Origin of the sequence: Chryseobacterium sp. PMSZPI (assembly GCF_002835665.1) — a bacterium.
In the GTDB taxonomy this organism is placed as follows: domain Bacteria; phylum Bacteroidota; class Bacteroidia; order Flavobacteriales; family Weeksellaceae; genus Chryseobacterium.
The window spans coordinates 1-25570 of record NZ_PIZV01000036.1 but is presented as its reverse complement, the minus strand read 5'-3'; the positions used below and the strand labels follow the sequence as shown (position 1 = coordinate 25570).

At 34.6% G+C, this 25570-nt stretch carries 21 protein-coding genes, 3 tRNA genes, 1 pseudogene and 1 riboswitch; of the genes and pseudogenes, 14 read left to right on the top strand and 11 right to left on the bottom strand.

Annotated elements, in window-relative coordinates:
- Nucleotides 1-145 precede the first annotated feature (145 nt).
- A complete protein-coding gene (gene arr, locus CW752_RS17125; protein ID WP_410493638.1) occupies nt 146-553 on the top strand; it encodes an NAD(+)--rifampin ADP-ribosyltransferase in 408 nt (135 codons plus the stop codon).
- Between the two features lie 300 nt (nt 554-853).
- On the opposite strand, the gene metE is transcribed toward arr, so the two are convergent.
- Complete coding sequence (gene metE / locus CW752_RS07440) at nt 854-3163, bottom strand: 5-methyltetrahydropteroyltriglutamate--homocysteine S-methyltransferase (protein ID WP_101239119.1); 2310 nt, start codon at nt 3161-3163, stop codon at nt 854-856.
- Between the two features lie 174 nt (nt 3164-3337).
- Nucleotides 3338-3523: riboswitch (cobalamin riboswitch) on the bottom strand.
- Between the two features lie 198 nt (nt 3524-3721).
- Here metE and CW752_RS07435 point away from each other — a divergent pair.
- The 3 genes from CW752_RS07435 to CW752_RS07425 all read left to right on the top strand — a co-directional run bounded on the left by CW752_RS07435 (nt 3722) and on the right by CW752_RS07425 (nt 5676).
- On the top strand, nt 3722-4183 hold the full coding sequence (locus CW752_RS07435) for an Lrp/AsnC family transcriptional regulator (protein ID WP_101239118.1): 462 nt from the start codon (nt 3722-3724) through the stop codon (nt 4181-4183).
- Nucleotides 4184-4350: 167 nt separating this feature from the next.
- Nucleotides 4351-4938, top strand: coding sequence for a Crp/Fnr family transcriptional regulator (locus CW752_RS07430; protein WP_101239117.1), 588 nt, complete (start codon nt 4351-4353; stop codon nt 4936-4938).
- A 54-nt stretch (nt 4939-4992) separates the two neighbouring features.
- Complete coding sequence (locus CW752_RS07425; protein WP_101239116.1) at nt 4993-5676, top strand: MBL fold metallo-hydrolase; 684 nt, start codon at nt 4993-4995, stop codon at nt 5674-5676.
- 108 nt (nt 5677-5784) lie between these two features.
- On the opposite strand, the gene CW752_RS17075 is transcribed toward CW752_RS07425, so the two are convergent.
- The 5 genes from CW752_RS17075 to CW752_RS07400 all read right to left on the bottom strand — a co-directional run bounded on the left by CW752_RS17075 (nt 5785) and on the right by CW752_RS07400 (nt 7342).
- The gene (locus tag CW752_RS17075; protein ID WP_262496352.1) at nt 5785-5907 is read right to left on the bottom strand and encodes a hypothetical protein; all 123 of its coding nucleotides are present in this window, start codon (nt 5905-5907) and stop codon (nt 5785-5787) included.
- 820 nt (nt 5908-6727) lie between these two features.
- Nucleotides 6728-7000 carry a GIY-YIG nuclease family protein gene (locus CW752_RS07415; protein ID WP_101239115.1) on the bottom strand — a complete coding sequence of 91 codons (273 nt, stop codon included), beginning with the start codon at nt 6998-7000 and terminating at the stop codon, nt 6728-6730.
- 50 nt (nt 7001-7050) lie between these two features.
- Nucleotides 7051-7124 (bottom strand) — tRNA-Arg (locus tag CW752_RS07410).
- A 42-nt stretch (nt 7125-7166) separates the two neighbouring features.
- Nucleotides 7167-7241: transfer RNA gene (locus tag CW752_RS07405), tRNA-Pro, on the bottom strand.
- 16 nt (nt 7242-7257) lie between these two features.
- Nucleotides 7258-7342 (bottom strand) — tRNA-Ser (locus CW752_RS07400).
- Between the two features lie 135 nt (nt 7343-7477).
- Here CW752_RS07400 and CW752_RS07395 point away from each other — a divergent pair.
- From CW752_RS07395 to CW752_RS07380, 4 genes are all read left to right on the top strand, one after another.
- Complete coding sequence (locus tag CW752_RS07395; protein WP_101239114.1) at nt 7478-8503, top strand: N-acetylmuramoyl-L-alanine amidase; 1026 nt, start codon at nt 7478-7480, stop codon at nt 8501-8503.
- Nucleotides 8504-8575: 72 nt separating this feature from the next.
- Nucleotides 8576-9976: an aspartate ammonia-lyase gene (aspA, locus tag CW752_RS07390; protein WP_101239113.1), complete on the top strand. Its 1401-nt coding sequence runs from the start codon at nt 8576-8578 to the stop codon at nt 9974-9976.
- A 191-nt stretch (nt 9977-10167) separates the two neighbouring features.
- Nucleotides 10168-11022 carry a glycosyltransferase gene (locus CW752_RS07385; protein ID WP_101239112.1) on the top strand — a complete coding sequence of 285 codons (855 nt, stop codon included), beginning with the start codon at nt 10168-10170 and terminating at the stop codon, nt 11020-11022.
- Between the two features lie 27 nt (nt 11023-11049).
- Nucleotides 11050-12174 (top strand): hypothetical protein, encoded by a 1125-nt coding sequence (locus CW752_RS07380; protein ID WP_228401667.1) that lies wholly within the window; start codon nt 11050-11052, stop codon nt 12172-12174.
- Here the strand turns inward: CW752_RS07380 and CW752_RS07375 are convergent.
- The 5 genes and pseudogenes from CW752_RS07375 to CW752_RS17065 all read right to left on the bottom strand — a co-directional run bounded on the left by CW752_RS07375 (nt 12167) and on the right by CW752_RS17065 (nt 16174).
- On the bottom strand, nt 12167-12862 hold the full coding sequence (locus CW752_RS07375) for a TMEM175 family protein (RefSeq protein WP_101239111.1): 696 nt from the start codon (nt 12860-12862) through the stop codon (nt 12167-12169). The genes CW752_RS07380 and CW752_RS07375 overlap by 8 nt on opposite strands.
- A 50-nt stretch (nt 12863-12912) precedes the next feature.
- Complete coding sequence (locus CW752_RS07370) at nt 12913-14391, bottom strand: lipopolysaccharide biosynthesis protein (protein ID WP_101239110.1); 1479 nt, start codon at nt 14389-14391, stop codon at nt 12913-12915.
- Between the two features lie 9 nt (nt 14392-14400).
- Entirely contained in the window at nt 14401-15195 is a 795-nt protein-coding gene (locus CW752_RS07365) for an FkbM family methyltransferase (protein WP_101239109.1), read from the bottom strand.
- A gap of 311 nt (nt 15196-15506) precedes the next feature.
- Nucleotides 15507-15863 (bottom strand): annotated as a pseudogene (locus CW752_RS17070) (DUF2461 family protein); the annotation flags it as partial.
- Nucleotides 15803-16174, bottom strand: coding sequence for a DUF2461 domain-containing protein (locus tag CW752_RS17065; RefSeq protein ID WP_262496351.1), 372 nt, complete (start codon nt 16172-16174; stop codon nt 15803-15805). The gene CW752_RS17065 and the pseudogene CW752_RS17070, both read right to left, overlap by 61 nt.
- A 412-nt stretch (nt 16175-16586) precedes the next feature.
- On the opposite strand from CW752_RS17065, the gene CW752_RS07355 reads away from it, so the two are divergent.
- The 6 genes from CW752_RS07355 to CW752_RS07330 all read left to right on the top strand — a co-directional run.
- A complete protein-coding gene (locus tag CW752_RS07355) occupies nt 16587-18278 on the top strand; it encodes a DEAD/DEAH box helicase (protein WP_101239108.1) in 1692 nt (563 codons plus the stop codon).
- A 151-nt stretch (nt 18279-18429) separates the two neighbouring features.
- Nucleotides 18430-19068 (top strand): DUF47 domain-containing protein, encoded by a 639-nt coding sequence (locus tag CW752_RS07350; protein WP_065393534.1) that lies wholly within the window; start codon nt 18430-18432, stop codon nt 19066-19068.
- 17 nt (nt 19069-19085) lie between these two features.
- Nucleotides 19086-20228, top strand: coding sequence for an inorganic phosphate transporter (locus CW752_RS07345; protein WP_101239107.1), 1143 nt, complete (start codon nt 19086-19088; stop codon nt 20226-20228).
- Between the two features lie 325 nt (nt 20229-20553).
- Nucleotides 20554-21486, top strand: a complete 933-nt coding sequence (locus CW752_RS07340; RefSeq protein ID WP_101239106.1) for a DUF4200 domain-containing protein — start codon at nt 20554-20556, stop codon at nt 21484-21486.
- 155 nt (nt 21487-21641) lie between these two features.
- A complete protein-coding gene (locus CW752_RS07335) occupies nt 21642-22121 on the top strand; it encodes a hypothetical protein (RefSeq protein WP_101239105.1) in 480 nt (159 codons plus the stop codon).
- A gap of 128 nt (nt 22122-22249) precedes the next feature.
- Nucleotides 22250-25570, top strand: a 3321-nt coding sequence (locus tag CW752_RS07330) for an FG-GAP-like repeat-containing protein (protein WP_185117592.1), incomplete at its 3' end; no start/stop codon positions are given.

Sequence of the window (25570 nt, the reverse complement as noted above, 5' to 3'; positions counted from 1 at the left end):
GTGGCTTGAAACGGCTCTGGAGTATGCCTTGAAAACAAATGATGATACCGTGAAGAGTGCTTTTCCGGCTCTTTATTCAAACATTGCTCAATGTTATGAAGATTTATCCGATACGGGAAATTCAAAGAAGAACTTTGAATTAGCTATTTCATTTAAAAATAATCTTTCCGATAAAGGACCATTTTATCATGGTACGAAAGCGGATTTACAAGTTGGAGATCTATTGACGGCAGGTGGCCATTCCAATTACAAATCTGAATTCAGGATGAATCATATCTATTTTACGGCTTTGGTAAATGGGGCAGGGCTTGCAGCGGCATTAGCGAAGGGAGATGGTCGGGAACGGGTATATATCGTTGAACCGACAGGTGAGTATGAAAACGATCCGAATGTTACAGATAAAAAATTTCCGGGCAATCCGACCCGTTCCTATCGTTCTGAGTCGCCGTTGAAAATTGTTGGAGAAGTGGTAGATTGGGTGAAACCAAGTCCGGAAGAACTTCAGAGATTCCGTGAAAAATTGGACAATAGTAAAGGAAGTATAATTAATTAGCTTTGCCTCCTTAGAATATAAAATTTAAAAACTAAATATATTCGCATCTCATATGAAAAAAATAAAAGTAAAATGTGAGCCCGATTAGTGTTGGCTGGATCTCTGCGGGATGACAAGGTGAATGGATATGCATGTGCGGGCTATAAATAAAAGGTGATTGTAGAAATAGACAACATTACAGAATTACTGCATAATAAAAGACCTTACCATAAAATAGTAAGGCCTTGGGTGAATTTAAAAAGAGTATTAAGTGGTTTTGATAGGGTGTGTAATTGTATTATTCTTAAAATGAAATTACCATCAATCGTTTTCTACTAAAACAGAGGCTACCTCTTTAGCGGCTTGTACCATAGCAATTAAAGCTTTCTCTGTTTCATCCCAATGTCTTGTCTTTAACCCGCAGTCAGGATTTACCCACAACTGATCTGCCGGAATTACGTTTTGAGCCTTTCTTAAAAGCTCAACCATTTCTGCTTTTGACGGAACTCTTGGAGAATGAATATCATAAACACCCGGGCCAATCTCATTCGGATATTTAAAATCGGCGAAAGCATTCAAAAGCTCCATTTGTGAACGGGAGCATTCTATTGTAATCACGTCAGCATCCATATCAGCGATATTTTTAATGATATCATTAAATTCCGAATAACACATATGGGTATGAATCTGAGTTGTATCTTCAACTCCACTTGATGAAATTCTGAAGGCTTCTACTGCCCATTTTAGATAATTTTGCCAATCTGATTGTCTCAATGGTAACCCTTCACGAATAGCAGGTTCATCAATTTGAACGATTCTGATTCCTGCTTGCTCCAGGTCTACAACTTCGTCACGGATTGCCAGAGCAATCTGCTTACAGGTTTCAGAACGATGTTGGTCATCACGAACAAAAGACCATTGTAGAATAGTAACAGGACCTGTTAACATTCCTTTTACCCATTTTTTTGTCTGTGATTGGGCATATTGGGACCAGTAAACCGTCATAGGGTTTGGACGGGAAACATCTCCGAAAATAATCGGTGGTTTTACACAACGGCTTCCATAGCTTTGTACCCAGCCGTTTTTAGTAAATACGAATCCATTCAGTTGCTCTCCGAAATATTCAACCATATCATTACGTTCAAATTCTCCGTGCACCAGCACATCAATTCCGATTTTTTCCTGCCAACGAATTGTTCTCTCTGTTTCCTCCTTTAATAAGGTATCATACTGTTCTGCCGTTAACTCGCCTTTTTTGAATTTAGCCCTCCAGTTTCTTACTTCTGCAGTCTGAGGAAATGATCCGATTGTTGTGGTTGGAAATAAAGGCAGTTGCAAAGCTTTTTGTTGTTCTTCCTTGCGAATTTTGAACGAGTTTTTTCTTCGGGAATCTGCTTCTGTTACTGCACTTGTTCTTTGTTTTACTGCTTCATTGTGAATTAAAGGAGATGTTTTTCTGCTGGCGATTGCTGCTTTATTTTCTGCAAATTTTGCCAAAAAATTTTCATCTGAAGTTCCGTTTGCCAGCTCTTTCAGAGTTACTACTTCCTGTACTTTTTGTTTAGCAAAAGCCAGCCAGTTTTTAATCTCAGGATTAAGGCCGGTTTCAAAATCCAAATCACATGGTGAATGAAGTAAAGAAGAGGATGGCGCTATAAAGACTCTTTCGGAACCTAATGTTTCAACTGCTTTTTTGATGAAAGACAGCGATTTTTGAAAATCGTTTTTCCAGATATTTCTTCCATCCACAATTCCTAATGAAAGGCTCAGTGTTTCCGGGATTGTATTTAATATTTTATCTAATTGTTCAGGGTTTCTAACCAGATCAATATGCAGGACGTTCACTGGAAGTGAAACAGCAAGAGATGAGTTATCTTTTAAGCCATCAAAATAAGTAGCAACAATGAATTTTAGTTTTGGAAATTTATTTCTGATTTCACTATAAGCCCATTCATATTTTTCCTTTGCTTTTTCTGTTAAATCCAGAGCTAAAAATGGTTCGTCAAACTGAATCCACTTAGCACCTTGCTCTTGAAGCTTTGTTAAAATTTCAATATAAACAGGAAGAAGGTTTTGAACCAGATCGAGTTTATCGAATCCTTCTTCTTTTTCTTTTCCTAAAAGTAGATAAGAAACAGGTCCGATAATGACCGGTTTTACGTTAATTCCGGCTTGTTTTGCACTGGCAAATTCATTGAATATTTTATCTGAATTAAGTTTAAACTGTTGGTTTTTATAAAACTCAGGGACGATATAGTGGTAGTTGGTATCAAACCATTTTGTCATTTCCATGGCAGTGATATCCAACCCTTCTTTTTGGTAACCCCTTGCCATGGCAAAATAAAGGTCCAACTCTGTATTATTCTTTTTAAGAGCAACTTCATGATAACGTGTTGGGATGGCTCCTACTGTTAAAGTCATATCCAAAACCTGATCATAATAAGAAAAATCATTACAAGGAATCAAATCAATTCCGGCTTCTCTTTGAATAGCCCAGTTTTGATTGCAGATATTTCTTCCGGTATTTAGAAGTTCTTCCACAAGAATTTTACCTGACCAATATTGCTCGCAGGCTTTTTTGAGTTCTCTTTTGCTACCAATTCGCGGATAGCCCAGAATGTGCGTTTGCATTTTTTTACTTTTTAAATTAAACTTAAATTTGAAAAGCACTTTAAATGCTTCGTGCTGTTTACGATATTGAAATTTTGGAGAAAGAATGACATATTCAAACAGTACAACTCATATAGAGAAATGCACTTATAAAATATATTCATCTGTTCGACCAAAAGCTTCAGACCGCGAAAGCATTGTCAATTCAGTAAAGGCAGGTCTCCTGACTTGTAACGGTTTCCGTCATCCTTCCCGCTTTTGGCAGTGGATATGCAAGGACGAAACCTTTGATATGTTACTTACAGTTGCGCGACAGTTCGTGATTCTCACACGATTCCCTATTAATCTACCTTAAGTAAAACCTTTCCTGTTTGATGAAGTATGTAAAGAACTTATACTTTAATAATCTACAACATTACGAATGTTGATTAGATTATATTTTTGAACAAAAATAAATATAAAGAATAAAAATATTGTTATTTTTGAATAAATAAGAAAAATAAACTTTTTATATAAATTATTTACAGAAAATTTTTCTGTAAATTTGAATAATATCAACCTCTAAAAGAAAAATATACTGTGGAAAATATAGACGACAAAGATCTTCAATTACTTAAACTGCTACAAAACAATTCAAAATTGACGGTTAAGGAACTTGCAAAAGAGATCAGCCTTTCTCTTTCTCCGGTTTTTGAGAGAGTGAAACGGCTAGAGCAGGAAGGCTATATAAAAAGATATGCTGCTATTCTTGATGCAGAAAAACTCAACCGTGGATTTATGGTTCTTTGTCAGATAAAATTAAAAATTCATGATAAATCTGTAGGACATGACTTTGTAAAGGAGATCATGGAAATAGATGAGGTGGTAGAATGTTTCAATATTTCCGGTGATTATGATTTCTTCTTAAAAGTCCAGGCGAAAGATATGAAGCATTATCAGGATTTTGTATTTAACAAATTAGGTTCTGTAGATGCTATAGGAAGTACACATAGTACGTTTGTTATGGCAGAAGTGAAAAATTCACACGGTGTAAATATATAAGGAGACTGACAAGAGTAGATCGATCTTGTAAAAAAAAACAAATTGGTCTTTCAATTGCTGAACTTTTTTGAATGTACAATAATTGTTAGATTTAGATATTGGGTTTTATATGTAATCCACGTATTAAATTGTTGAAAAAAAAGTAAGTGAATAAAACGATTGTGAAAATGACTGCCATATTTGAAAAATATCTATCCTTAACAGGAGGATTATCAGTTGAGGAAATCAACTTTTCTGCACAGTTCTTTAAACCGATTCGCCTAAAAAAAGGTGATTTTTTTATTCGTGAAGATGAATATTGTCGTTATGTTGGATTTATCATTAGTGGAGCTGTAAAAGCATACGCTGTCGATAAAGAAGGGAAGGAAAATATAACCTGTTTCAAATTTGAAAATGAATTTGTTACCTCATTTCAGGAGTTTGTGATGCAAGGTAAATCCAGAAGAAGTATCAGGGCTATAGAAGATACTGTAATGTATAGAATAAGTTACCTGGATTATCAACACCTTCTTGGTCGGGTGACTGCTTGGAATGGAATTATAAAATCGGTGATAGAGCAGGAGTATGATCAAAAAGAACGCTATCTGCTAAATTACAATAATAGGTCAGCTGTGGATAAATACCGTCATATGCTATCTGAAGAACCGATGCTTGTTCAGCGTGTGGCGACGCAAGACCTGGCATCATACCTGGGTATCACGCAACGATCGCTTACACGGGCGAAGGGGCAAATACACAGATCTGGCGTATTATAGGACAAATGTCCTTACGCTGCTTTGATTTCTGATCTAGATTTGCATAAAAAAACTATGTTACATCAAATCGCTCCCGAAGTGTTTCAGATTTCACTGATGCCACGAAATAGTATCAATTGTTATATTGTTGAAGGTACATTGGTAGATTCCGGAATACGGACTTCATATGCCACTATAAAGAAGGCTATCCAAAAGATTCCTGTTTATCAGCATATACTGACACATGCACATGCAGATCACCAAGGCTGTAGTGATCAGATATGTGCTGAATTCGGGATACCTTTGCTTTGTCACCCCAATGAAATTTTTAGAACCGAAACAGGTATGGTTACCAGCGACTATCCGGCTCCGCAACATTGGATAGCAAAGCTTCAACAAAAATATTGGGCAGGTCAGGGACATAAAGTCGAACGAACAATTGCTGAAAATGATAGGATCGGAAGCTTTCAGGTAATAGAGACGCCCGGACATTCGCCTGGCCATATTTCTTTATTTCGAGAGCGGGATGGCATATTGATAATCGGAGATGTGGCAACGAACATGAACCTGCTCACGACGATGACTGGTTTGCATCTTCCACCAAGCATATTTACTTCAGATCAGCAGTGCAATATCAGATCGCTTCAGAAGTTAGCGGAGCTGAATCCTTCCATTATCTGCTTTGGTCACGGATCTGTCATGCGGAATGCAGATCGTAAGTTTGAACGGTTTGTGGCTAAATGTAGCGCAGCTATTTAGATCTGTTTAATTTTAAAGTTTCACGCAAAGGATATCAGTATCTGGTGTTGTATTTTAGGAAGCAAAGACTGAATCAATTGTATTGATTTTTTCTAAGCGTATGCATATCTACATCGCTTCATCAGCGACTTTTGTCGCTTTCTTAGCTCCCTTATCAATAATGAATTGCATCTTGTCTTCGTTGAAATAAAATTTCAATATAAAGCTTAGAGGAGTAAAAAGATAATTCATTTTTTTTCTTCAGATTAACTAATTTTTTACCTAGCCCCAAACTTTTGCACCTGATCCCATATTGGTTCAGAAAGGTGAAAGAGGTTGATTTTAAACCATTTTCTATCTTAAGAAAAACAATAATGAATCATTGTAGAGAGATTCTGAACTGCTTTGATAAAGAAGCACTAATGCTTCCGTAGAATCTTTCAATGCTAAAATTAAAAACTTCAGAATACAACTCAGAGGCGTGAAAGATAGAACATTTTTCCTCTTTAGATTAACCAAACTTTTTAGCTTAGTCCACAACTTTTGGGACTAATCTAATATGGATCAATCGCAAAAGTTGTGAAGAATTTGAATTTTATATTTAAATACAAAGAAAAACGACGATAAAAATGGATGGACTTGAATGGGTAATATTTAATTGACCTAGGAAGCAGAAGCGTTAAAAAAATTGAGATTGGATCCGTTGAAAAATTTCCACTGTTTGAGCATGGTTGGAATTTTGAGTCGAAGAAGAAGGGTTTGACTCCATGCGAGTTTGGAAATTTTAGGAGTCAATATCAATTTTTAGCGTATGATTCCAGTCTTGAATTTTTGTATACTTTTGTTTTAAGACAAAAGTATAAATAAAAAAAATAAATTTATATTCATGCATTTCTATGTTGCCCACAACTTTTGAGATTGATTCAAGAATGTCCAATATAATACTTGTTTAAAGATTTAGAGTAAAGAATATAGCAGTAGCACATGAAGCTAATATAAACAAAAAACCTCACCATAGAAATGATGAGGTTTTTTGTGAGCGCGAAAGGATTCGAACCTTTGACCGTCCCGATTATAAATCGGGATGCTCTATCCTGTTTTTTTCGCTAATCAGCTTTTGAATTTTCAATTTACTTTTCCAAGCTTTAATCTCTCGTTCTCTTTTGTATGCTTGAGCTTTAGAGCAGAATTTTTCAGTATAAACAATAATCCAATCTTTAACTTTCGAAGTAAATCCATTGTGAGCTGAAAGATGTCTTCTTAATCTTTCTTGTAAATTCTCACAAGAATGTCCAATATAATACTTGTTTAAAGATTTAGAGTAAAGAATATAGCAGTAGCACATGAAGCTAATATAAACAAAAAACCTCACCATAGAAATGATGAGGTTTTTTGTGAGCGCGAAAGGATTCGAACCTTTGACCGTCTGCTTAGAAGGCAGATGCTCTATCCAGCTGAGCTACGCACCCTTAAACGTTGATTTTGCTTAAGTTAATAAGCTCATTAAAAAGTCGGGGCGGCAGGATTCGAACCTGCGACCTCCTGGTCCCAAACCAGGCGCGATGACCGGACTACGCTACGCCCCGAGAATATATAAGAGAGCGGAGGGTAAGGGATTCGAACCCTTGCGACACTTTCGCGTCGACAGTTTAGCAAACTGCTCCGTTAACCACTCCGGCAACCCTCCTTTTTGTTTATTTTTTAATGATCGTTGTTCCGTTATTGCGAGTGCAAATATAGAACAGATTTCTTTATTTACCAAATAAAATTCAAGAAAAATTTGTGTATTTTTGAGGTAATAAATCATTCAAAAACCAAACTGATGCGTAAGACATTATATATCATCGGATTAAGCACTATCGTTTTTTCATGTACTTCCCAACAAAATGTGAAAAAAAATACTTACAAACCGAAAACACCCGTAGTACAGCCGAAACCTGTAGCTAAAACTCCGACTCCGGAAGCTCCAAAGCCAAAAGTAATATCTGATCATGGAGTAGACTTTTTTACTACGAATATAGCAGATCCTACAAAAAATGATAATACAGTAAGCTATGGTTCTATTGTATCTGCAAAGCCGGCTGGTTATAAAGTAGTGAAAACTTATTTTCCTGCTGTTGCTCAGAACTTCAGACAGCGTTATTTAATATTACATTATACAGCTATTCCGGATGATAAATCGATCACGGTTCTTACTCAACAAGCGGTAAGTGCTCACTATTTAGTTAATAATATCGGAGATAACGAAATTTATCAACTTGTAGATGAGAACAAACGTTCTTACCATGCCGGGGTAAGTTCATGGAGAAATGATAAAAATCTTAATGATACTTCCATAGGGATTGAAATTGTAAATGCGGGATATTCTACTGATGGAACAGGTAAAAGAATATTTGCTCCGTTCAGTGATGAACAAATAAAAAAAGTTGCAGCTTTGGCAAAAGATATCGCTACAAGATATCAGATTCCGGCAACCAATGTTCTTGCCCATGCAGATATTGCCCCTACAAGAAAGCAGGATCCGGGACCGATGTTTCCGTGGAAAAAGCTTTATGATGAGTATCAATTGGGAATGTGGTATGATGAGATGACGAAGCAAAACTTTTTCAATATAGCACAAGCGGATTTCACAACAAGATATAATGATTCTTCGTTCGTATTCCTTATTCAGACTGCATTGCAAAAGTTCGGGTACGGAATAGAGCCTAGTGGAAAATGGGATGATGCGACCAAGAAAACCATTGAGGCTTTCCAGTATCATTTCCGTCCTCAAAATTATGACGGGATTATGGATGCTGAGACCTGGGCAATCCTGCAGGCTTTAAATCAAAAATATCCGGTAAAATAATTCAAATTAAAACGCATCTAAACGATGCGTTTTTGCTATCTTTAAACCATCAAAAACAGTAAAATATCTGTAATGGAAAATTTCAGAAAAGAAAGTGATCTATTGGGCGAACTGAATGTACCAATGGATGCTTATTATGGGGTTCAGACACAACGAGCTATCAACAATTTCAAGATTTCAGGACAACTTTTGTCTTCTTACCCGGATTTTATTAAAGGCTTGGCTTTTGTAAAAAAAGCTGCTGCAAAAACCAACTATGAATTGGGGCTTCTTGATGAAAACCTGTATTTCAAAATAGCAGAAGCGTGTGATGAAATTGTAGAAGGTAAATACCATGAACAGTTTCCGGTAGACATGATTCAAGGTGGGGCAGGTACTTCTATCAATATGAATGCGAATGAAGTGATTGCTAACATTGTCCTGGAAAAACTAGGCAAAAATAAAGGCGAGTATGAATTCTGTTCACCTAATGATCATATCAATCTTTCTCAATCAACCAACGACGCTTATCCAACTGCAATTAAAATGGGATTATTGCAAATGAATGTTGGTTTGGTAGAAAGACTTGAGAGAATTATAGCGGCTTTCCGTGCAAAAGGGAAGGAGTTCCAGGATGTGATAAAAATGGGACGTACACAGCTTCAGGATGCAGTTCCGATGACTTTAGGGCAGGAGTTTGAGGCTTTCGCTGCTACTTTAGAAGAAGATATTTCTAAATTGAATAACAATGCCAATCTTTTTGTAGAGGTGAATATGGGGGCAACAGCTATCGGTACAGGGTTAAATGCTCCGGTAGGTTATGCAACGCTTTGTGCGAAAAACTTAGCTCAGATTACAGGTTTTCCAATCATTTCTGCACCGGATTTAGTGGAAGCAACACCGGATACAGGTTCTTATGTTATCTATTCTTCGGCAATGAAACGTCTTGCCGTGAAATTGTCAAAAATCTGTAATGATTTAAGATTGCTTTCTTCAGGACCAAGAGCCGGACTTTTCGAAATCAATCTGCCGCCAATGCAACCGGGATCTTCTATCATGCCGGGTAAAGTAAATCCTGTAATTCCAGAGGTAGTAAATCAGGTTTGCTTCAAAGTTATTGGAAATGATTTAACCGTAACTTTTGCAGCAGAGGCAGGGCAATTACAGCTTAACGTAATGGAGCCGGTACTTTCTCATGCCATTATGGAAAATATCAATTTCCTTTGCAATGCGATGGATACTCTTCATGATAAATGTGTAATAGGAATTACTGCCAACAAAGAAGTTTGCCTGAATATGGTGAAACATAGCATTGGTATTGTAACTGCACTGAATCCTTATATTGGATACAAACAGTCTACACAAATTGCTAAAGAAGCATTGGAAACCGGAAAAAGTGTTTATAATCTTGTTTTAGAGAAAAGAATTCTTTCTCAGGAAAAGCTGGATGAAATTCTAGATCCGAAAAACATGCTGAAACCGCATAACAAATAATAAAAAATAAGAGGCCATCTCAAAAGTGTCATTCTGAACGAAATGAAATGCAGTGAAGAATCTCATGTAATTGGTTGTCAAAGAGATTCTTCCTTCATCAGAAATCGAAGATTCGACGTAGCCAATGACAAAAGCCAAATTATTTGACTTTTGAGACAGCCTCTTTTTATTCATCATTTATATCATAATACGTGAGGTTTTTAATCATAATTCCTGCGCACAACGAAGAAAACAATCTCTCGTTCACTCTGGATTCTTTACAGCAGCAAAGCCATAAAGCTTTTAAAGTGGTTGTCGTGAACGACGGTTCCACAGATAATACTGCGGAAGTGATCCGAAAGTATACACAACAGGATTTTCGTTTTGAAACGATAAATCTTCAAAAATCAGAACACCAACCTGGCTCTAAGGTCGTTCATGCTTTTAAAAATGGCCTGCAAGCACAATCTTTAAATGATTTTGACGTCATTTGTAAGTTTGATGCGGATATTATCCTCTCTGAAAATTATTTACAAACCATAGAAAATGCTTTCGTTAATAATCCGACATATGGATTGGTAGGCGGATTACTATATGTAGAAAAAGACGGAAGTTGGGTATATGAAGGAAATTCCAATAAACATCACGTAAGAGGTCCCATGAAAGCCTATAGAAAAGAATGCTTTATCCAAATTGGTGGGTTGAGAGAGACATTAGGTTGGGATAATATAGATGCCATATTGTTAGAACATTTGGGCTGGAAAGAAGTGGTTCTTCCCAAACTGCATGTAAAGCTTATTAAGGTGAAAGGTGCTGATTATACTATAAGGCCGGCTGATTATTATGGACGTTATTTCTATTTTTTAGGATTAAACAGATTTCTGGCTTATATTGCCTCTTCCAAAGAAGCTATGAAAAGTAAATCAATCTCATTTTTCTTTGATATTATTTCAGCTTATGAAAATTGCAGATCTAAGAAATTAGAATTGAAGATTACAAAAGAAGAACAAAAAATTGTTAACAATCAACGCTGGACGATGTTGAAGAAGAAATGGCTGAAAATGTGATGTAAATCCAAGTAAACATCAATAGAAATGGGCTTTAGCCCATTTAATAAAAAAATAAAATATCCATTGGCTTTAGCCAAAACCCATAAAAACAAGCGTTCGGATTCAGTGAAAAAAATTGCCTATATAGAAATAGATACTCATGCTGAGATAGCACAGGCCTTCATGGATATTATGAAAGGGTCCGGAGATTTTGCCGTAGATTATTATTTTTCAAAAAAAATTAAAGATCAGATCTATCAGAATGATGAAACTGTATTTTTATCCGACAGTTCTATGATTTTGGATCAACTTAAGGAGAAAGAGTATGATTTAATTATTATCGGAACAGTTCATCGTTTTTTCAATACTTTTTTAGTCATTACTCAACAATACAATACTGCAATTATTACCCATAATCTGAACTTTGCAAAAGCCTCAAAATCCGATTTGATAAAGAGCGTTTTCAAAGGAGATGTGATGTACAGGCTAAAATTATGGTGGAAAGAAGGTTTGCTGTATTCTTCCAGGGTTTACCGGAAATCAAAATCTCTTTTGGTGTTGGATGAGGCTTTACTTTCGGGGGAATATCAATTTTTACCTCTGTTTTACACAAGAGATTTTATCAAAACTGAAAATAAAGATATAACCATTGTGATTCCTGGTGGTGTTTCACAGAAGCGTAGGGATTACCATTATATTTTTAAAACCATTCAGAATATAAACACAAATAAGAATTACGAATTTGTATTCTTGGGAAAAGCGAAAGATAATGAGTTAAATCAATTGAAAAAATTATCCGAAAAACTACCCGAAAATATTCATATTACTTACTTTTCCGAGAGAGTTTCCTCTGAAGATTTTGAAAGATGGATGCAAAAGGCAGACGTTCTTTGGTGCCCAATCCAACAGAAAACAGAATTCTTCAGTTTAAAAGAAATTTACGGACTTACCAAAATGACAGGTAACCTGGGAGATGCTATTGTTTATGGGAAATTAGCAGTTTTTCCTAAGAATTATCCTTCACAACTTGATTTTATTATTTCTGAAAAAGAAAATATCATCGAGCAGTTCGAAGCGCTTAAAAATACCCGCTTTGATTTCAAGAAAAAATACAGCAGAGAAGAAATTTTGCACAATTTGGAAAATACTTTAAATAATCTTCTTAAATAATATTTACATTGTTTTTTGTTGTGTTTCTTTTTACAAACTTATCAAATATTGTTTTTGATATTCCACACGCAAGAAAAACCCATAGGATAGCCTGAACATTGTCTGTCAAAAATGTTACTGAAAATATAATAGAAAAAGTAATTGTTGTGAATAACAGACCTGATGTAAATTTTTTCCTTTCCGGTATACTCATTTCAAAAGAATATTCTTTGTGCTTTACGATGGCTAGCCAATAAAGTATGTAAATACTAAGTCCTGCGAGAATATGATTTGCTAAAAAGAATCTAAAGGCTAATATGACAACATTTTTATTATCTACACTTTCAGCAAAAAAAGCAGTGGTGAAGGGGAAAAAAATGATGGGTAACAACATTATCATATTGGCAACAACAATTTTTTTATTATAGTTGTGAATATGTTTAAATAAAAAATGATGTCTCATCCAATAGGTTACGATCAGGAAAAAACTTAATAAAAGGGCAAATAGATTATATTTAAGATCAACCAGTTGTTTCCAAACATCATCAAAAGAACTTTCTTTTGTGACATGAGGAATTTTGAATTCTATGATAAGAAGTGTAATGGCAATAGCGAAAACAGCATCACTGAAAAAAGCGAGACGCTCCACTTGAAAATCCTGCTTAGGATGTTTATTATGGTCTGTATTTTGTCGCAGTTTCTGAGCCATAATGATCCCTGTATTATTACATATAATTTTTGCTAATGTAGCATTTTTTGTTATTTAAACTTAAAAATACTTTTAATAAATCTCATATTTAAATAATCTTCTATCGGGAATATCTTTGTAAAATAATTTCCGATATATATCAATATAAGCACTACAGAAGGTTTGTATATTAGATTGATAATGTTGCTGTTGAAATTAGGGAGAACAATCGCTACTGTGATAGCCAGGGTGCAAATAATGGAGACAAAAATCATTTCAATACTTAAAGGCGAAACTTTAAATACAATGTAATTGAATATGATTTTAACAATATTATAGATAGTTAGCGAAATGGCGGTAGATAAAGCAATTCCGATTAGTTTCAAATCTGTATTTTTTATAAAATAATAATTCAGTCCGATGGTTAAACCGGCTAATAAAAGCATTACCAGAATATTAAATCGGTAATATTTTGAAAGCGAAATAATATTACCATTGAAACCGGTGGCCAGATCTATTAAAACTGCGGATCCCCAAATCCATACTACAGGTTCGTATTCTCTAAGCATAGTCCCATTTTTCGGCATGAATTGCGTCAGATACGGAAACCCTACCATAATGCATGAAAATAATATAGCTCCTAGAAAGTATAGCGTTAATGAAGTTTTTTTGTGAAATCTATCGAGTTCCTCCATATCCCCATCAGCAAGAGTTTTATTAATGATAGGAGCAGAGATATTGAACAGCCCCAACTGAGGAATTGAAATCAGTGAAATCAGGGCATATAGAACAGAGTAAATTCCTACTTCTTCCATACCCATAAATTCTCCAATCATAAAACTGTTAATTGCCAGGTAATTCCCGAAAGTTCCTAAAAACCCAAAAAAACTATAGTTGAAAAATCTTTTCCACAGATCATCCTTTTTGAAATAATCCGTATTAAAATCAAAGTGAATCTTCTCTAATTTGTTTGTATAATAAATATACCCGAAGAGCATTAATGCAAATATTCCGAAGAAGAAGGCAAATGCAATTTTCTGTGATAATGCAAAATAATAAAACAAACAAAAAGCTCCCAGGTTAGCTATTTTCGGAAACAGATTGTCAAAAATATTGGAAACAACAATCCTTTTATAATTTGAAGTGTATTTGTTGAAAATAGCACAGAATGAGAGGATTAAAATTAATGGAAGAATCATTTCTTTGATCTTCCATGCTTCCGAGTGTTTAAATTTCGGATAAAAAAACGGCAGTATAAAAAATACTAAGGTGAAAATGAGAAAATTGATAAAAACAGTGAGCAATGACAATGATAGCATATTCTGTTTTTTGCCGTCTTTTTCCACCATGTGAAAAAACTTTACATTGGAATAGGAGATTCCCAGCACAACAAAAGGAACCAACATTTCAGCAGTAGGAAGAATATAGCGAAGTTTTCCATAAAATTCAAAATCATTCGGGAAGATGAATATTGCGGAAACTGTGCCCAGCAAAAAACCAATATAGCCAATAATGGAATATTTGAAGCCTTGTCTCGCTACTACACTCATAAGTTGTTTTTAATGTTTTTTAGGTATAAAAATAATATTGTTGATGTACTGAGTTTTATTTTTTTCGTCGTTTGTATTGTGTGATAGAATGTCTTCTGTAAGAGTTTCCAAAGTAAAAGTGTTCCTGTTAAGATACTGTACTTCATATCCCCAACTTTTTACTTCAGAAATGTCATTCCATATTGGTGTTTGGTGGTGTCTTTGTTCCATTTCGACCATTAAAGTCGGACGGAATTGTCGGATAGTTGCCTTAGCACCTGAAAGCGTTTTTATTTCATTTCCTTCAACATCTATTTTGATGAAGTCAATCCTGTTGAAATGTTCTATTGCTGCCCAATCATCTAGCTTAATCACCTTTACTTTTTCAGTGTAGCTTTTCTCTTCGCCTTTTTCTTTGTAAGAGGTATTTAAGGTACCGCGGGAAGCCACCGTTTTTCCGTTGATGACAGGAACTTTGAATTCGGCTGTCATATTTTCGTCAGAAAGAGCTAAAGGAAATATTCTCATTCTTGGGAACAATCTTTTCAATCGGCGGTATAACTTTTTATTAGGCTCAAAAGCATAAATATGCTCATGATCCAATGTATTTTCCAATTGATAAAGAAATGTTCCGACATTGGCACCAATGTCCAGTATTACAGCTTTTTTAGGAAGGTATTCCTTGATCCATACCAGTTCCGGTTCTACATTCCGCTCCGAAAAATTATCTTTATTAAGATTGTTTAAGGTCTTAAAATATCTTTTTTTGTAAAATCTCGGACTTATATATTGTAGTTTTTCTGCAATTTTTTGGTATAAAGACATCCTTTGCTTTTTGACGAACAGCAAAGATAAGGAAAAATGTAAAACTTATCTTAAAAAATGTTAAATATAATAAATTGAAAATCAGTCATTAAGTTTGTGGGTGTTTTTATAAAAGATATATTTCTTATCAACTATGAAAATGATTAGCTATAGGGTGTGTAGATATGTATGGCTGTTTTTGGGCTTGCTGATCAAACAGATTTCGCAGATTTATAAAAATCTCTGATTTTTTAAGACTTAAGTTTTCTTTTCAACGTAACCTTTTTAACTTAAAAACTTAAGTGTTTAATCTTTTGTGGTAAAAAAAAAAATTAATCTAAAAAAGGAGCATTAAGAAAGTCATTGAAAGGTTTCATCAACTTAAACACCTTGGTCATATTCTTCACTGCATTTTTATCTAAAACCTCTTCGTCTTTCAAATGATACAATACTATGAAATTCTTTAGTTTTAAATATTCTGCCATAGGATCATCTTTTTCGAAACCTTGAGGGACTTTTTTTAGTTTGTCATCCAGGTCTAATTCCGGGAAATGTTTTTTAAAATCTTTATGGTTTAAAATTTTGAGAAACTCATCTCCATACAATGAAACTTCTTTTCGTACTTCTTTTAAAACAGACGATTCGGGCATGTAAATTCCACCTGCCAGAAAAGATTTCCGGGCTCCATGTGAAGATAATAACCTCCCTTTTGATTTCCTTTTCCCATTCCTAAAGAAGCTCCAAAATTGGTTTTATAAGGAGATTTATCTTTTGAAAAGCGGGTATCTCTGTAAATTCTGAAAAGGGCTTTTTTACTGTCTAGTTTAGCCAATTCTTCATCAAAACCGGACATCTCTTTAATCAGTTCATCTAAAAATGAAACAACATTTTGCTGAGATTCTGTGTACAGATTTTTATTTTCATTAAACCAGTCACGGTTATTATTTTTATTTAATTTTTTTAAAAAATCAAAAGTTTTGGAAGAAATGTTGGCTGACATATTTTGTTGGGTGTTTTATTATTGTGATTATTTTTTATTGGCAACTGGTTGTTTTTATTTTGTGCCTTTCAATTCAAAATTACATAAAACTATTCATATCTCATTAGAGGTTTAAATGATGGGGAGTAGGGTGTATGTTTGAGGTCTCTAAAAGTAAATATTAAAAAGAAAAATTTGCGTTTCATGGTTTTATTTTTGAAAATTCATAAATAACACAGAAAAAATTAATCCAATTTAATAAAAAAAAATAATGTTTAACAAGTTTTTAACCTAAGGCTTGTTTTTTTGGATTTAATTTTCAAAAAATTAAAAATATATTAAAAGATTCTGAATTTAAGTTTGTATATTTAAAACTTTGTTCAAAAACAAGTCAAATATTTATTGTATCTTTGCAAAAATTTTAAAATAGTTAATGAATTTATTTACGGAAACCAATTTAAGTCCTGATATCCTTAAGGCAATTGGCGAACTGGGCTACGAAAGCCCAACAGAAATCCAAAAACAGACTATCCCTTTTATTCTTTCAGATATTCGCGACTTGATCGCACTTGCGCAGACAGGGACAGGCAAAACAGCAGCGTTTTCGCTTCCGATTTTGGATATGATTGACGATACGAGTCGCAAAATCCAATTATTGGTGCTTTGTCCGACACGGGAATTATGTCTTCAGATTTCGAAGGACATAAAGAATTACTCTAAGTATATGAAGGACATCAAAACAACTGCGGTTTATGGTGGAAGTAGTATTGTAGAGCAAATGAGATCTTTGAAGGATAAACCACAGATTATTGTGGGAACTCCGGGAAGAGTAATTGATCTTATCAACAGAAAGGCACTAGACTTTTCTGCCATTCATTGGTTAGTATTAGACGAAGCTGATGAAATGCTTTCTATGGGATTCAAGGATGAATTGGAAACCATCTTGAGCGAAACTCCGGAAACAAAACAAACTTTCTTATTCTCGGCTACGATGAATAAAGAAGTGGAAAGAATTTCCAAAAATTATCTTACAAAGCCACACCGTATTTCAGTAGGTTCTATCAACGAAGTGAAGAAGAACATTACTCACGAATATTATGTGGTAGGATACCGCCAGAAAAAAGAAGCATTGAAAAGATTAATCGATGCAAACCCTAACCAGTATTCCATTATTTTCTGTAGAACAAGAATGGAGACTCAGGAGGTTGCTGATTTCTTGATGCAGAACGGTTATGCAGCTGATGCCCTTCATGGGGATCTTTCTCAAGCGCAGAGAGATACGGTAATGAAGAAATTCAGATTGAAAAACATTGATATCCTTGTGGCAACAGACGTTGCAGCAAGAGGATTGGATGTAAACTCTCTGACGCACGTTATCCATTTTTCTTTACCTGATGATCCTGAAGTATTTGTTCACAGAAGTGGAAGAACAGGTAGAGCAGGAAGAGATGGTATTTCTATGGCTCTGATTAAGCCTGAGGAAAGCAGAAAATTGAAACAAATCAAATCTGCTACAAAAATTGAAATCCACGAAAGAACAATTCCTACAGGTGATGATATTATCAAAGCTCAGGTAGGAGGTGTATTCGAAAAATTATTGACGGAGCACGAAGATCTTTTCGAGTTTGATGATAGCTTAATTCCGGATCTAAGCAACTTTACTAAAGAAGAATTGGTGCATCAGTTGCTGCAATTCCAATTGAAAGACCTTGCTTTATACTACAAAGACAAGCATGACCTTGTTGAGCAGAAATTGAGCAGCAGAGATGACGACTACTCAAGAAGAGACAGACGTGACAGAGATAGAGGTCGCGACAGAGACAGAGGAGATCGTGGAAGAGACAGAGATCGTGGTGGAAAACCAAGAAGAAGAGATGAAAACATGGTAAGATTCTTCTTCAACTTGGGTAAAAAAGACCACTTAAAGAAACTTGATGTTTTAGATATTATCAACAAAGCTACTGCTGGCGGAAAGAGCAAGAAAAGAGCTGAAATCGGTGATATTGAAATTTTAGAGAAATTCTCCTTCTTCGAAGTTGAAAAATCGTTTAAAGACAATGTTTTAAGCAATATTCAATCCATGAAGTTCAAAGGAAAAGATATGAGGGCTGAAGTAGCAAACTAAACCTTCTTAATACCATACAAAACCGGCAGTAATGTCGGTTTTTTTATTTGATAATCAAGGGTTAATGTAATGTTAACAAAACTTAATGTTATATAGTTTCACGTACAATCCTTTTTTAAGAAATTTGCACACGAATTATAAATACTAAAAAATGGGAATTGGTAATATTTTCCACGCTTTTCAACCAAAAGATAAAATCTTCTTTGTACTTTTTGAAAAGGTAACTGAAAACCTAGTGGCAATGTCTGAAGAATTCAATGCCGGAATCAAGGATTTCGATCTTAATGATGATTCAATGTTAAAGAAGATGAGTGACTTCGAACATAAAAATGATGAGCTTACTCACGAAATTTTCGTAGAATTAGGGAAAAACTTTATTACTCCTTTTGATCGTGAAGATATTCACACATTAGCAACAGGATTAGATGATATCGCGGATTATATTTACGCTTCTACAAAATATATTTTCTTGTACAAATCTCCTGAGATGAAGGCTTATTCAGACTTCTCTTTATTGATTCATAAAGCATGTCTTGAAATTCAGAATGCGATGAAAAACCTTAAAGGGTTCAAAAATATGGAGCAGGTAAAAGAGGCTTGTATTAAAGTGAATTCAATTGAAAATATTGCAGATGATTTGCTTTCCAATTCAATGGTAGAATTATTTGAAACGAATGATGCCATCAATATCATTAAAGTTTCGTCTGTACTGAACTATCTTGAAATCGTAACAGATAAAGCAGAAGATGTTGCCAATACGATTGAGAACATCATGATTAAATACGCCTAAACAATACATAACAAACAATGGAATTTCCGATTTTACTTGTAGTTATTATTGGATTGGCTCTGATCTTCGATTATATCAATGGTTTTCATGATGCGGCCAACTCAATTGCAACTATAGTTTCTACAAAAGTTTTGACTCCATTCCAGGCTGTACTTTGGGCGGCGCTTTGGAACTTTGCGGCTTTCTTTATCGCTGCTTATATTATTGGAGAATTCAAAATTGGTAATACAATTGCCAAAACAGTTAACGAGAACTTTATCACACTGGAAGTTATATTTTCCGGTCTTGTAGCAGCCATTGCCTGGAACCTTTTGACATGGTGGTTTGGGATTCCTTCATCATCGTCGCATACGTTGATCGGAGGGTTTTTAGGAGCGGCATTAATGCATGCTTTTATGATGGATTATCATGATGTGGCAGCAGCGCAACCGGGATTAGGCTTTTGGGAAACGGCTAAGGAAGCTTTCGCCCAGGTAACTCACCAAAGTGTTGTCAAGTTTGATAAAGTAATTCCTATCTTCTTGTTCATTTTCATGGCACCGATTATAGGGATGATTATCTCCGTTATCATTACACTGATTATTATTCACCTTTATAAAAGATCAAATCCTCATAAAGCAGATCAGTCTTTCAAAAGATTACAGTTGGCTTCTTCGGCTTTATTCAGCTTAGGTCATGGTTTGAATGATGCGCAAAAAGTAATGGGGATCATTGGAGCGGCATTAATTTACTATCATGTGGAAATGCTTCACGATCCGGTTTATTTGAATATCCCTGCTGCTGGGCGTTTCGATTATTTTGCTCAACATTACCTTTGGGTTCCTTTGGTATCGTTCTTAGCAATTGGTTTAGGAACGATGAGCGGTGGTTGGAAAATTATCAAAACAATGGGGACTAAAATTACAAAAGTAACTTCATTGGAAGGGGTAAGTGCCGAAACTGCAGGAGCAATTACTTTATTTATCACAGACCACTTTGGTATTCCTGTATCTACAACACATACGATTACAGGTTCTATCATCGGGGTAGGATTGACAAAAAGAGTTTCAGCAGTAAGATGGGGGATTACGGTAAGCTTACTTTGGGCTTGGGTATTAACCATTCCAATTTCAGCTATTGTAGCAGGAATTACTTATCTTTTGGTGACTTTCTTTTCTTAAAATACAAATCATATTATTATATAAACTTTGTCCGCGAGGGCAAAGTTTTTTTGTTTTTATACTTTACCCATCAGCTAAATTATAAAGGTTGTTAAGCTTAATTTTCACAAAATGGTTATTTATTGTTTAAAAAATAACATCATTTTGTGATTGTTATTTATTGTATTTTTAAAATTAATGATGTATGTTAAAATGTTTAATACTAAAGCGTTTGTGCTGGTTTTAGATATGCATTTTACTACCTTTGCAAAATTAAAACACAATTCACTATTGATTAGAAATATCTCAATTTTTTCAATTTTAAAATAAACTTATATACTATTATATGAAACGAACATTACTAATTGCTGGAACAATATTTTCAAGTCTAATTTATGCTCAAAACGCAGGAGGCCTAACTATTCATGATACCAGGAGTATTAATGATTTACCATCTGTCTATAAAGGTGAGCTCAAGGCAGAATTTAAATTCAGAGATGTAGTAGGCGTTCCAGGTACAGGTAATTATTCTGGAATGCTAACGATTGCTCCTTGGAATGATAATTCAGGAAATAAGAATCATCAACTAAACTTTAATGATGGAGGGGTTTTTTATAGAAATGCTTTATCAAATGATCCCCAATGGGGAAGTTGGAGTCGGCTTGTTATGCAGTCTAGTGATGGAAAAGTAAGAATAGGCTATATTAATGATAATGATATAGAGGGAGATTCTCCTTTAGTTAAGCTTAATGTTAATGGAAATGCTAGATTCAGTGATTTTATTAGTACAGGAAGTAATTCATGGATTTTTCACACTCCTGATGATAGTAGAAAAACATTACATATTGCTCCAAGAAATGCTGGTAATACTGATTGGGACTGGTTAAAGTCATTTGTAATCAATGGAGAGAACGGAAATGCATTACTGTTTGGAAAATTTGAAGCAAAGGAAATGAAAATTACTTTAACCCCTACAGCAGATTTTGTATTTGAAGAAAGCTATAATTTACCCAGATTAGAGGATATTGAAAAACATATCAAAATGAAAAAGCACCTTCCTGAAATTGCTTCTGCAAAAGTAATGGAAAAAGAAGGTGTAAATGTTGGTGAGTTTCAGATTAAGTTATTACAGAAAATCGAAGAGCTAACCCTTTATTCTATACAACAAAATAAGGAAATCAAAAAACTTCAGGAAGAAAACCAAACTCTAAAATCACAATCTGAAAAGATTGAAAAAATGGAGAAACAGGTTCAAAAGCTTTTATCTGCTCAAAAATAGCATCAATAAAGAAATCTTGCAATATATTCAGGATCTCTGTTATTCTAAAGAAGCATAACGGAATAAAGAATCTGGAAAATAATGCAGTGATTTTATTCGATAAAATGCTCTTTTTTAAACCTCATAAAATTCATTAAAGACAAAATAATATCCAGATGAAAAGAAAACTACTTTCTATATTCTCTCTTCTAATAGGATTTCTAGGTTTTTCACAAACAGAAGTCTATTTCAAATACGACGAAGCCGGAAATCAGAGATACAGAGGAACTAATGCCGCAGCCAAAAAAGCTGAAGAGGCTATTCCGAAAGAAATGAAATTACAAGAAAAAACGGCTGCCATTACCCAACAGGCTCCTGCCATTGATGAAAAAACATTTTGGAAACAGATCAGATTATATCCTGTTCCGGTAAATGAGTATTTAACGATTGACTGGACAGAAGAAGTAGACAGTTTAATAGAATCTGTATCACTCTACCAACATAGTACCGTTCATTGGAAGTTTCAACAACAAAATGCACCCGGGCTAAATCGTCAGGTTAAGATTAACATGACCGGATACGACTGGGGTGTTTATATTCTGCGTTTTACATTGAAGGACGGAAGAGTCTTTGGTCGAAATGTTACCAAAAGATAGAAGATAAGGAAAGAAATTTAAAGATTGAAGCATTGAAAGATTTTAAAATTATTCTTTCTCTGCATCTCATACGGTTTCTACTTATCAACGATCATTCATCAATTATCATTTAAACAACTAATACAAATATGAAATTTATTTCATCCTTTATACTGTCTTTGTGTTCAGTGATGGGTTTTTCACAGACCATCCTGTATCAGCCAGAAACTACATCCCGTACCGTTCAGGATCCGCAGGCGGTCATCCTTGCACAGGGCTTTGTAGCCAAATCAACGACTTCTAATCCTTTTATAGCTAAACCCGGACCTGCTACAGAAAATGCAGGAGGAGGTCCTGTAGATTCCAATGCAGGAGCTAATAATCCAAGTGGAACGTCTGCACCGGCAGGACAAAGTTTTCATGATACAAAAGGAAATATAGATGTTAATGGAGCGGGACAATTACAATTTACATTGCCGATTGCATTACCTCCTGGAGTGAAAAGTGTTGCTCCTCAAGTAAATCTTATGTATACCAGTGGTTCAGGAAACGGAATTGCCGGATATGGATGGAATTTATCCGGAATTACGTCTATTTCAAGAATAGGAAAGAATATTGAAAAAGATGGTGAGGTTAAAAAGATCCAATTAGATTATTCTGACTATTACAGTTTCAATGGACAAAAATTGATTTTAAAATCCGGAGAATATGGAAAAGATGGAGCGGAATATGTTACGGAGAAATATTCCAATATAAAAATAAAATCCTTTGGTTCTGTAATCGGACAAGTGTGGCAAGGACCTGAATATTGGGAAGTTACTTTTGAGGATGGTTCGCAAGCATGGTATGGAGCAACCGCTTCAGGACTTAGTAATGCCAGAACTCCTATCGAGTACAATATTGTAAAGTGGAGAGATATACAAGGAAACTATATTTCATATAATTATTCTCAAACTGCTTTTACGAATATCGCTATTATATACAATATAGAGTGGGGAGGAAATGAAATGCTGAGCAAGCCCCATTTTAATTCTATTGATTTCACCTATTTTGATAGAGATTTGAAAGAAAAGACTTATGTACAAGGTTCAGAATATATACAAAATAAGATTTTATCAGAAATTAAGGTGAATTCAAACGGAAATCAGTTTAAAAGGTATACCATAGATTACCTTAAAAGCGGAACAAATTATCAGTTTGTTAATAAGATTACCGAATATAATGCAGATAATAGTCCCGCAAATCCAATTTCTTTTACTTATCCCGTTTCTACTTCTCCAGATCTTGAATATGCTCCGGCTCCAGGCAATGCTGAAAGTTTTGAGAATGTGAAGCTCTCCGGAGATTTTAATGGAGACTCTTATCTTGATTTTGTAATGAATAATGGTACTGTAAAGCTAGGCGCTTTTAATGAAACCTTGTCAAACATTTCCACTAATAAAACTTTTGCGGACAATGCTAAAGTTGTAGGAACTTTATTGGATGAAGAAGGTCAAATATATAATGGCAATGGTATTGTTGAATATAATGATGGTAAAATTTTAGGATATATTTTCAGAAATAATACTTTTGTTAAAGTATTTGAAAAAAATATTCCTTCAACATCATGTACAACATGTAATGTTAGCTTAAATGAAGGAGATATCAACGGCGATGGAATTTCTGATATATTTCTTACATTAAAGAGTGGAGGTTCAGGAATTGGATTTGTTGATCGATTTATCGTAGATTTGAAAAACCCAAATACTCCTGTTTCAACTTATTCAGGAAATTGGGGATTGGATGAAAACTCTTATACAGACCAAAGGTATATGGATATTGATGGTGATGGAAAGGTAGATATTATTAATGTGTCCGGTACAACTTATACGGTATTTGAATTTATAAAAACAGCTCCTACTGAATATTTGAAAAAAATCAAATTTTCCGGGAATCTTCTTGAAAACAAAGATTCCGAAACTCCAATATTGTTTGGAGATTTTAATGGAGATGGTATTCTTGACTTTACAATTCCAACAACAGATAATAAGGATGCTGATAGTTGGAGATTTTATTTAGGCACAGGAAAAGGATTTGATAATTTTTTTAAAACAGACTTTATCAAATTCAGAAAAGGAGGTTCTTCCAGTGGATCTCTGGTTGACCGTTATTTCTATTCTATTTCTGATATTAATAAAGATGGAAAGTCAGATATTGTCTTTACATATTCTTATAATAAAATTGGACAACAAAATTCAAACGGAAATTCAAATTACAGAGAATTTGGATATGAGATTGCTACTTATACATCTAATGGGTATCAGATAGATAAAAGCCTTGAGTTTTCTGTATTCAAGAAGAAGGGAACACCCTATACAACACTCAATTGGAATGAATATGGAATATTTGCTCCTATTACTGCACAAATAAAGGCTAATAATAACTATTATGATGTGTTTTTATTTTGGAAAGAAAGAGTTCATAAACTTAAAGCTCCTTCTTCCATCGGAAATTTATCTCGGATCCAATCCATTGCTCAAGGAGGAATTACTACGTATGTTGATTACCTGGAAGTCATTCCTGAGAATATAATTAATCCTAATTTTTACAAAAAAAATAAAAAAGAATACTATCCCTATGTATCTTTAAGCAGGTCGGATCAATCTTATGCTGTGTCACAACTTAGACAGGAAAGCAGAAAACAAGATTTCAGGTATAGGGGATTGACTGCTCATTTACAAGGAAAAGGGATTATAGGATATCATCAGACAGCTCGTTCATCTTGGTATGCAGATGGATTTGAAAACACAAAAATATGGAGTGGAACAGAAATAAATTCATTAAATGAAGGAGTACCTGTAAAGGAATGGTCAATCAAAACCAATGATGAATCTAAGGTCTTTCCTACAGATCTGTCTGAAAGTAATACCCAACTGTTAGGTCTTAAATCTGTAATTTATAAGACTTACCAACAGGTCAATGGACAGGAGGTTTCTGTAGTGGCCGAAGTTGACAAACCAAAGGTTGTAAAAGCAATACTTCCTGAAAATACCAGGGCTAAAGATTTTCTGACAGGTACTATTACAGAAAGCACTATTACTTATGGAAACTATTATCTTCCTGCTCAAACTATATCTACGATCAATGGCGGATATTCTACAACGACTTCCACCTTTGAATATATTCATAATCCATCTGGTATTGGATCCAATTATTATATTGGGCGTCCAAAATCTAAAGTTGATGTAGTACAGGCTTATGGAGATACTAAGTCGGCTAAGGAAGAGTACATTTATGAAAACAATTTGTTAAAAACCTTAAAAAACTGGAATCGTGATAACACAGGATATTTGCTTGAGACGTATAATTATGATGGTTTCGGAAATATGACCCAGAAGATAGTCAGCAATAGTTTAGACTCACAAACCCAAACAAGTGGAGCCTTGTATGACCCTAAAGGAAGATTTGTTGTAAAGAAAACAGATAATCTG